The organism is Streptomyces spongiae (assembly GCF_009377185.1).
In the GTDB taxonomy this organism is placed as follows: Bacteria; Actinomycetota; Actinomycetes; order Streptomycetales; family Streptomycetaceae; genus Streptomyces; species Streptomyces spongiae.
In genome coordinates, this window is sequence record NZ_VJZC01000074.1 from 21,512 (window position 1) to 28,532 (window position 7,021).

General features: G+C 70.7%; 7 protein-coding genes. 5 read left to right on the top strand and 2 right to left on the bottom strand.

All coding sequences use genetic code 11. The features are described 5' to 3' along the window. The first annotated feature begins 288 nt into the window (after positions 1-288). The 4 genes from FNH08_RS13810 (at position 289) to FNH08_RS13825 (ending at position 4,503) form a co-directional block, all read left to right on the top strand. Positions 289-1,425: an ABC transporter permease gene (locus FNH08_RS13810; RefSeq protein ID WP_152771774.1), complete on the top strand. Its 1,137-nt coding sequence runs from the start codon at positions 289-291 to the stop codon at positions 1,423-1,425. After that, a complete protein-coding gene (locus FNH08_RS51860) occupies positions 1,422-2,696 on the top strand; it encodes an ABC transporter permease (protein ID WP_152771775.1) in 1,275 nt (424 codons plus the stop codon). The genes FNH08_RS13810 and FNH08_RS51860 overlap by 4 nt, the downstream gene beginning before the upstream one ends. Beyond that, on the top strand, positions 2,693-3,112 hold the full coding sequence (locus FNH08_RS13820; protein WP_322724431.1) for a cytidine deaminase: 420 nt from the start codon (positions 2,693-2,695) through the stop codon (positions 3,110-3,112). The genes FNH08_RS51860 and FNH08_RS13820 overlap by 4 nt, the downstream gene beginning before the upstream one ends. A gap of 107 nt (positions 3,113-3,219) precedes the next feature. After that, positions 3,220-4,503 carry a thymidine phosphorylase gene (locus FNH08_RS13825; protein ID WP_152771777.1) on the top strand — a complete coding sequence of 428 codons (1,284 nt, stop codon included), beginning with the start codon at positions 3,220-3,222 and terminating at the stop codon, positions 4,501-4,503. 26 nt (positions 4,504-4,529) lie between these two features. Here FNH08_RS13825 and FNH08_RS13830 read toward each other — a convergent pair whose 3' ends face one another. Beyond that, on the bottom strand, positions 4,530-5,450 hold the full coding sequence (locus tag FNH08_RS13830; RefSeq protein ID WP_322724433.1) for an AEC family transporter: 921 nt from the start codon (positions 5,448-5,450) through the stop codon (positions 4,530-4,532). Between the two features lie 151 nt (positions 5,451-5,601). On the opposite strand from FNH08_RS13830, the gene FNH08_RS13835 reads away from it, so the two are divergent. After that, positions 5,602-5,988: an STAS domain-containing protein gene (locus FNH08_RS13835; protein WP_152771778.1), complete on the top strand. Its 387-nt coding sequence runs from the start codon at positions 5,602-5,604 to the stop codon at positions 5,986-5,988. Here FNH08_RS13835 and FNH08_RS13840 read toward each other — a convergent pair. Further along, positions 5,881-6,888: a sigma-70 family RNA polymerase sigma factor gene (locus FNH08_RS13840; RefSeq protein WP_152771779.1), complete on the bottom strand. Its 1,008-nt coding sequence runs from the start codon at positions 6,886-6,888 to the stop codon at positions 5,881-5,883. The two genes, FNH08_RS13835 and FNH08_RS13840, sit on opposite strands and share 108 nt — an antisense overlap. Positions 6,889-7,021: the final 133 nt, after the last annotated feature.

Consider the following 7,021-nt stretch of genomic DNA (forward strand, 5'->3'; position numbering starts at 1 on the left):
GGACGGTGAGGCGAAGGCCCCGGCAGACGGTTCGCCGGACGACCCCGCGGAGACCTCGGCGGACGCCCCCGCCGCGACCTCGGCGGACAGCCCGGCGGAGCCCTCGGCCGACGCCCCGGCCGAACCCCGAGCCGAGAGCCCCGTGAAAGTTCCCTCCCAAGGCACGGCAAGCACCCCATCCCAAGGTCCGGCGAAGACCCAGGCAGACGCGGACGCCCCGGAAGACGAGGACGCCCCGGACGCGGACGCACCGGCAGACGCAGACGCCCCGGAAGACGAGGCCCGCTGATGAAGAAGTTCGACAAGGAGCGCGTGCTCCTCGCGGTGGCCGGGCCGGTCATCGCGCTCGCCGTGGCCTTCGCCCTGACCTCGGTGGTGCTGATCGCCTCGGGTAAGAACCCGGTCGAGCCGTACACCCTGATGTTCGAGCAGGCATCGTTCTCCGACATCCAGGTCCTGATCATCAACCAGGCCTCGATGTACTACATCGCGGCCCTCGCGGTGGCCATCGGCTTCCGGATGAACCTGTTCAACATCGGTGTCGACGGCCAGTACCAGCTCGCCGCCATGATGGCCGCGGTCGTCGGCGCCCACGTGAACCTCCCGGCGGTCCTCCAGATCCCGCTGCTGCTCCTGACCGCCGTACTCACCGGCGCCTTCTGGTCCGGCATCGCCGGTGTCCTCAAGATCACCCGCGGCGTCAGCGAGGTCGTCGCGACGATCATGCTCAACGCGATCGCGACCTCCGTGATCGCCTACCTGTGGCTGCCCAGCGTCTTCGGCGTCAAGGTCGGCAACAACAACACCACCGGCGAGATGCACAAGTCCGGCTGGGTCCCCGGCATCGACATGGGCGCGGCCGGTGAGATCTACGGACTCGTCTTCCTCGCCGTCCTGCTCGGCGTCGTCTACTGGGTCGTCCTCAACCGCACCCGCTTCGGCTTCGACCTGCGCGCCTCGGGCGCCTCGGAGAGCGCCGCCGCGGCCAGCGGGGTCGACCCCAAGCGCATGGTGCTCACGGCCATGCTGATCTCCGGCGGTATGGCCGGTCTCGCGGGCCTGCCGATCCTGCTCGGCGACACCCACACGTACAGCCTGAACTTCCCCACCGGCATCGGCTTCCTCGGCATCGGCATCGCCCTGCTCGGCCGCAACAACCCGACCGGCATCGCCTTCGCGGCCCTCCTGTGGGCCTGGCTCGACAAGGCCTCGCCCGAGCTGGACTTCCACAACTACGACAAGGAGATCGCGGTCATCATGCAGGGCCTGATCGTGCTCGCCGTCGTCGTCTCGTACGAGGCCGTGCGCGAGTGGGGTCTGCGCCGCCAGCAGCGCCGCGTCGGCGCGGAGCTCGCCGCCGGTCTCGTCCTCGGCGCCACCGACAACACCGCCCAGAAGGCCCAGAAGGAGGTGGCTGGCCGATGACCACAGTGACCACCGCGCAAGACGTCAACCAGCCCACGCTGCAGCCCGCCGCCCCGGCCGGCCGCAAGCTGTCGCTGCCCGTCCTGCTCCTCATCATCGCCGGCGGCCTCGCACTGACCTCGCTCGTCCGCGTCGTCACCGGCGCCGACGGCATCACCAACGTCAGCCAGATGTCCACCGCGCTGGAGCTGGCCGTCCCGATCGGCCTGGCCGGCCTCGGCGGTCTGTGGGCCGAGCGCGCGGGCGTCGTCAACATCGGCCTCGAGGGCATGATGATCCTCGGCACCTGGTTCGGTGCCTGGGCCGGCTACCAGTGGGGCCCGTGGACCGGCGTCCTCGTCGGCATCATCGGCGGCGCGATCGGCGGCCTGGTGCACGCGTTCGTCACCGTCACCTTCAACGTCAACCACATCGTCTCCGGTGTGGCCATCAACATCCTCGCCCTCGGCGCCACCCGCTACCTCGCCCCGCTCGCCTTCGAGGGCAAGGAGGGCGGCTCGGCCAAGCAGTCCCCGCAGGTGGAGTCCCTCGGCGACTTCACGGTCCCAGGACTCTCGGACGCGCTGAGCGATCTCAACCACAAGGGCTGGTTCCTGGTCTCCGACATCGCGGGCCTGCTCGGCGGCCTGGTCACCAACGTCTCCTGGCTGACCCTGATCGCCGTCGCCCTGATCCCCGGCAGCTGGTGGATCCTGTGGCGTACCGCGTTCGGTCTGCGGCTGCGGTCCTGCGGTGAGAACCCGGTCGCCGCCGAGTCGCTCGGCGTCAACGTCTACAAGTACAAGTACCTGGCCGTGATCATCTCCGGCGGCCTGGCCGGCCTCGGCGGTGTCTTCCTGTCCATCGTGGCCAACCCCTTCTACCTGGAGGGCCAGGTCAGCGGCCGGGGCTACATCGGTCTCGCCGCGATGATCTTCGGCAACTGGATGCCCGGCGGACTCGCCCTCGGCGCCGGTCTGTTCGGCTACACCGACAGCCTCAACCTGCGCGGCGGCTCCGAGAACGTCCACGCGCTGCTGCTGCTCGGCGCCCTCCTGCTGGTCATCGGCGCCGTCTGGCTGGTGGTCCGCAAGAAGTACACCGCCGCCGCGATCACCCTGCTCATCGGCGTCCTGGTGTTCACCTGGTACGCGACCACCAACGAGGTCCCGAACCAGGTCGTCTCCGCCACGCCGTACGTCATCACGCTGATCGTCCTCGCGCTCTCCGCGCAGCGGCTGCGGATGCCCAAGGCGGACGGTCTGCCGTACCGAAAGGGACAGGGCAAGTGACGTCGCCCGCCGGTGTCGCCGACGTCGACGGCGTCGACTGGGAGGAGCTGCGGGCGGTGGCCCGGGACGCGATGTCCCGTGCGTACGCCCCGTACTCCGGCTACCCGGTCGGCGTCGCCGCCCTGGTCGACGACGGGCGGATCGTCTCGGGCTGCAACGTCGAGAACGCCTCGTACGGCCTCGGGCTGTGCGCCGAGTGCGGGCTGGTCTCGCAGCTGCAGAACACCGGCGGCGGTCGGCTCACGCACTTCACCTGCGTGGACGGACAGGGCGAGATCCTCGTCCCGTGCGGTCGCTGTCGCCAACTGCTGTACGAGTTCGGCGGCCCGGACATGCTCCTGGAGACCCCGGCGGGGATCCTGCCGCTGTCGGAGATGCTGCCGCAGGCGTTCGGCCCGGACCATCTCACCAAGTAACCCCCGAGCGGCCCCTCCTGACGACCGGTCGGAGGGGCCGCTCACTTTCGGCCCTCGAACTCCACGAGAACCTCGAAAGCCACCTTCGCAACCTCGGAAGGAACGTCATGGCCATGGACGCCATCTCCGTCATCCGCACCAAGCGGGACCGCGGCGAGCTCAGCGACGAACAGATCGACTGGGTCATCGACGCGTACACCCGCGGGGAGGTCGCCGACGAGCAGATGTCCGCGCTCGCGATGGCCATCCTGCTCAACGGCATGGACCGCCGTGAGATCGCCCGCTGGACGGCCGCGATGATCGCCTCCGGCGAGCGCATGGACTTCTCCTCCCTGTCCCGCCCGACCGCCGACAAGCACTCCACGGGCGGCGTCGGCGACAAGATCACACTCCCGCTGGCCCCGCTGGTGGCGGCCTGCGGCGCCGCGGTCCCGCAGCTCTCGGGCCGGGGCCTCGGCCACACGGGCGGCACCCTGGACAAGCTGGAGTCGATCCCCGGCTGGCGCGCCCTGCTCTCGAACGAGGAGATGCTGTCCGTCCTGAACGGCGCGGGCGCGGTGATCTGCGCGGCGGGCGACGGCCTGGCCCCGGCGGACAAGAAGCTGTACGCACTCCGCGACGTCACGGGCACGGTCGAGGCGATCCCCCTCATCGCCTCCTCGATCATGTCGAAGAAGATCGCCGAGGGAACGGGCTCGCTGGTCCTCGACGTGAAGGTGGGCACGGGCGCCTTCATGAAGACCATCGAGGACGCGCGTGAACTGGCCTCCACGATGGTCGGCCTGGGCACGGACCACGGCGTACGGACGGTCGCGCTGCTGACGGACATGGCGACCCCGCTCGGTCTGACGGCGGGCAACGCCCTGGAGGTCAGGGAGTCGGTCGAGGTACTCGCGGGCGGTGGCCCGGCCGATGTCGTGGAACTGACCCTGGCCCTGGCCCGCGAGATGCTCGACGCGGCCGGGGTGAAGGACGCGGACCCGGCGAAGGCCCTCGCCGACGGCTCGGCGATGGACGTGTGGCGCCGCATGATCGCGGCCCAGGGCGGCGACCCGGACGCTCCGCTGCCTACGTCCCGCGAGCAGCACGTGGTCACGGCCCCCTCCTCGGGCGTCCTGACCCGCCTCGACGCCTACGACATCGGCATCGCCGCCTGGCGCCTCGGAGCCGGCCGCGCCCGCAAGGAGGACCCGGTGCAGGCGGCGGCGGGTGTGGAGATGCACGCCAAGCCCGGCGACGCGGTGACCGAGGGCCAGCCGTTGCTCACACTGCACACGGACACGCCGGAGCGGTTCGCGTACGCGTTGCAGGCGGTCGAGGGGTCGTACGACATCGGGGCGTCGGGAGTGGACTTCACGCCGTCGCCGGTGGTGCTGGAACGCATCGGCTGAGCCGCACGCATCGGCTGAGCCGCACCTCACCCCAACAACGCCGCCACCACCACCAACACCGGCACTGACAGCACCGTCGACAGCAGGATCGCCTCCCGGGCCAGGACCTCGCCCACGCGGTAGCGGCTCGCGTACGTGTAGAGGTTCTGCGCGGCGGGCAGCGCCGAGGTGACCACGACGTCGAGCAGGGGCGCCCCGCGGAGACCGAAGAGCCCGGTCGCGAGCGCCCAGGCCACCACCGGCTGGCCCACCGACTTCAGGGCGACCGAGAGCAGCACCGGGTGGCGGTCGGAGCCGCGGCCCGGGAGGGTGCTGCCGCACAGGGAGATACCGAAGGCGAGCAGCACCGCGGGCACCGACATGTTGCCGATCAGCGTCAACGGGTCCATGACCGGCCCCGGTACCGTCAGTCCGGATGCCGAGACCGCGACCCCGGCCAGCGAGCCCACCGCGATCGGGTTGCGCAACGGCGTGATCAGCCGCCGCCACAGCGGGCCCTTCTCGCCCGGGCCCGACAGGTCCAGGATCGTCAGCGCGACCGGTGTCACGGCGATCACCTGGAACAGCAGCACCGGCGCCACGAGCGAGGCGTCGCCCAGCACGTACACGGCGATCGGGATGCCGAGGTTGCCGGAGTTGACGTAACTGGAGCACAGCGCGCCGATGGTCGTCCGGCCGACGCCCCAGCGCCGTACGACACCGACCGCGACGAAGGCTCCGGCCGCGGCGGCCGTGCTCAGCGCCGTGACGAGCAGGCGGCTGGAGAAGATCACCGACAGGTCGGCCCCGGCGAGCGTCGTGAACAGCAGGGCCGGTGAGGCCACATGGAACGCGAGCTTGGTCAGCACCTCCCGTCCGTGCTCGCCGAGGTAGCCCCGACGTCCGATGACGAAGCCGACGCCGATGACGACGGCGATCACCGCGAACCCCGTCAGCACCCCCTGCACAGGGCCTCCTCGGCGGGAAGGAGGCCGTCGGGTATGAGGGGCGGTGCTGATTCATGGGGCATACACCCAACCCTCCGGGGAAGGCGGGCCACCGGTCAATGTGATCCTTGCCGGACCGCGCGGGCGCATACCGTCGGTTGGGCACGGCGCGATGAGTTACGAGCCCCAGGACGGTCTACCGAACGTGGATGCCACGACACCCGCCGTACTCGTGCTGCCGGGCCCCGTCGCCAAGGACGAGGTCCCCCGGCTCTGTGCCGACGTCCGCGCGCGGCTGAAGGCCACCCGGGCGGGCGTCGTGGTGTGCGACGTCGCCGGGATCGGACCGCCGGGTCTGGCCGCCGTCGACGTGCTCGCCCGGCTTCAGCTCGCCGCCCGGCGTGCCGGGGGCCGCATACGGCTACGGGACCCCGACCCGGCGCTGCGCGCGCTACTCGGTCTTGTCGGCCTCGCCTTCGAGGTGGAGGGGCAGCCCGAAGAGCGGGAACCAGCGGGCGGTGTCGAGGAAGCAGTGGAACCCGGTGATCCGGCCCTCTGATATCTCCAGGACCTGGATCGCCCAGGAAGAGAAACCGCCCTTCTCCGGGTCCGGCTTGTACTGGGCGAAGCCCGGCAGGCCGTTCACGGAGACCGGCACCAGGTGCGAGCCCGCGCAGGGCGCGCCCAGCGTCGTCATGAAGCCCGTGATGTCGTCCGTGCCGCGCAGCCACAGGTCGAACGGCGGCATCGTCATGACCGCGTCCTCGTGCAGCAGCGCGGTCAGCGCCGCCATGTCGTACCCCTCGAAGGCCGCCACATAGCGGTCCAGGAGCTTCTGCTGCTCCTCGTCCAGCGGGTCGGAGACGGCGCCCTCCGCCCCCTGGCCGTTGCCCTCGGCGAGCGTCGCCCGGGCTCTCTGCAGCGCGCTGTTCACCGACGCCACCGAGGTGCCGAGCAACTCGGCGACCTCGCTCGCCTTCCAGGCCAGCACCTCGCGGAGGATGAGCACGGCACGCTGCTTGGACGGCAGCTTCTGCAGGGCCGCGACGAAGGCCAGCCGCACGGACTCCTTCGCCACCGCCGCCTCCGCCGGGTCGCTGGTCGCGGGCAGGACGCGGGCGTCCGGGACGGGCTCCAGCCAGGTGTTGTCCGGGCGGGGGGCGAGCGCCGCCTGGGCCAGAGGGGTGGAGTCGCTGAGGTCCATGGGGCGTGCCCGTTTGTTGCCCGCCGTCAGCATGTCCAGGCACACGTTCGTCGCGATGCGGTACAGCCAGGAGCGGAGTGAGGAGCGGCCCTCGAACTTCTCGTAGCTCCGCCAGGCGCGGACGAGGGTGTCCTGCACCGCGTCCTCGGCCTCGAAGGAGGAGCCGAGCATCCGGTAGCAGTAACCGGTCAGCTCGACCCGGTGCTTCTCGAGCTGGAGGTCGAGGTCTGCTGTCGTCGCCGTGCCGTTGCTCATGGCCCACCCACCCCTGTGGCTGTTACCTGTGGCGCGACTGTGCGCCCCAGCACTTCGGAAGCTACCGCAGCCCACTGACAACGGCGCCCGGAGTGGATGAACGCGCAGGTCGCAGTGGGTGTCTGGGGTGGGT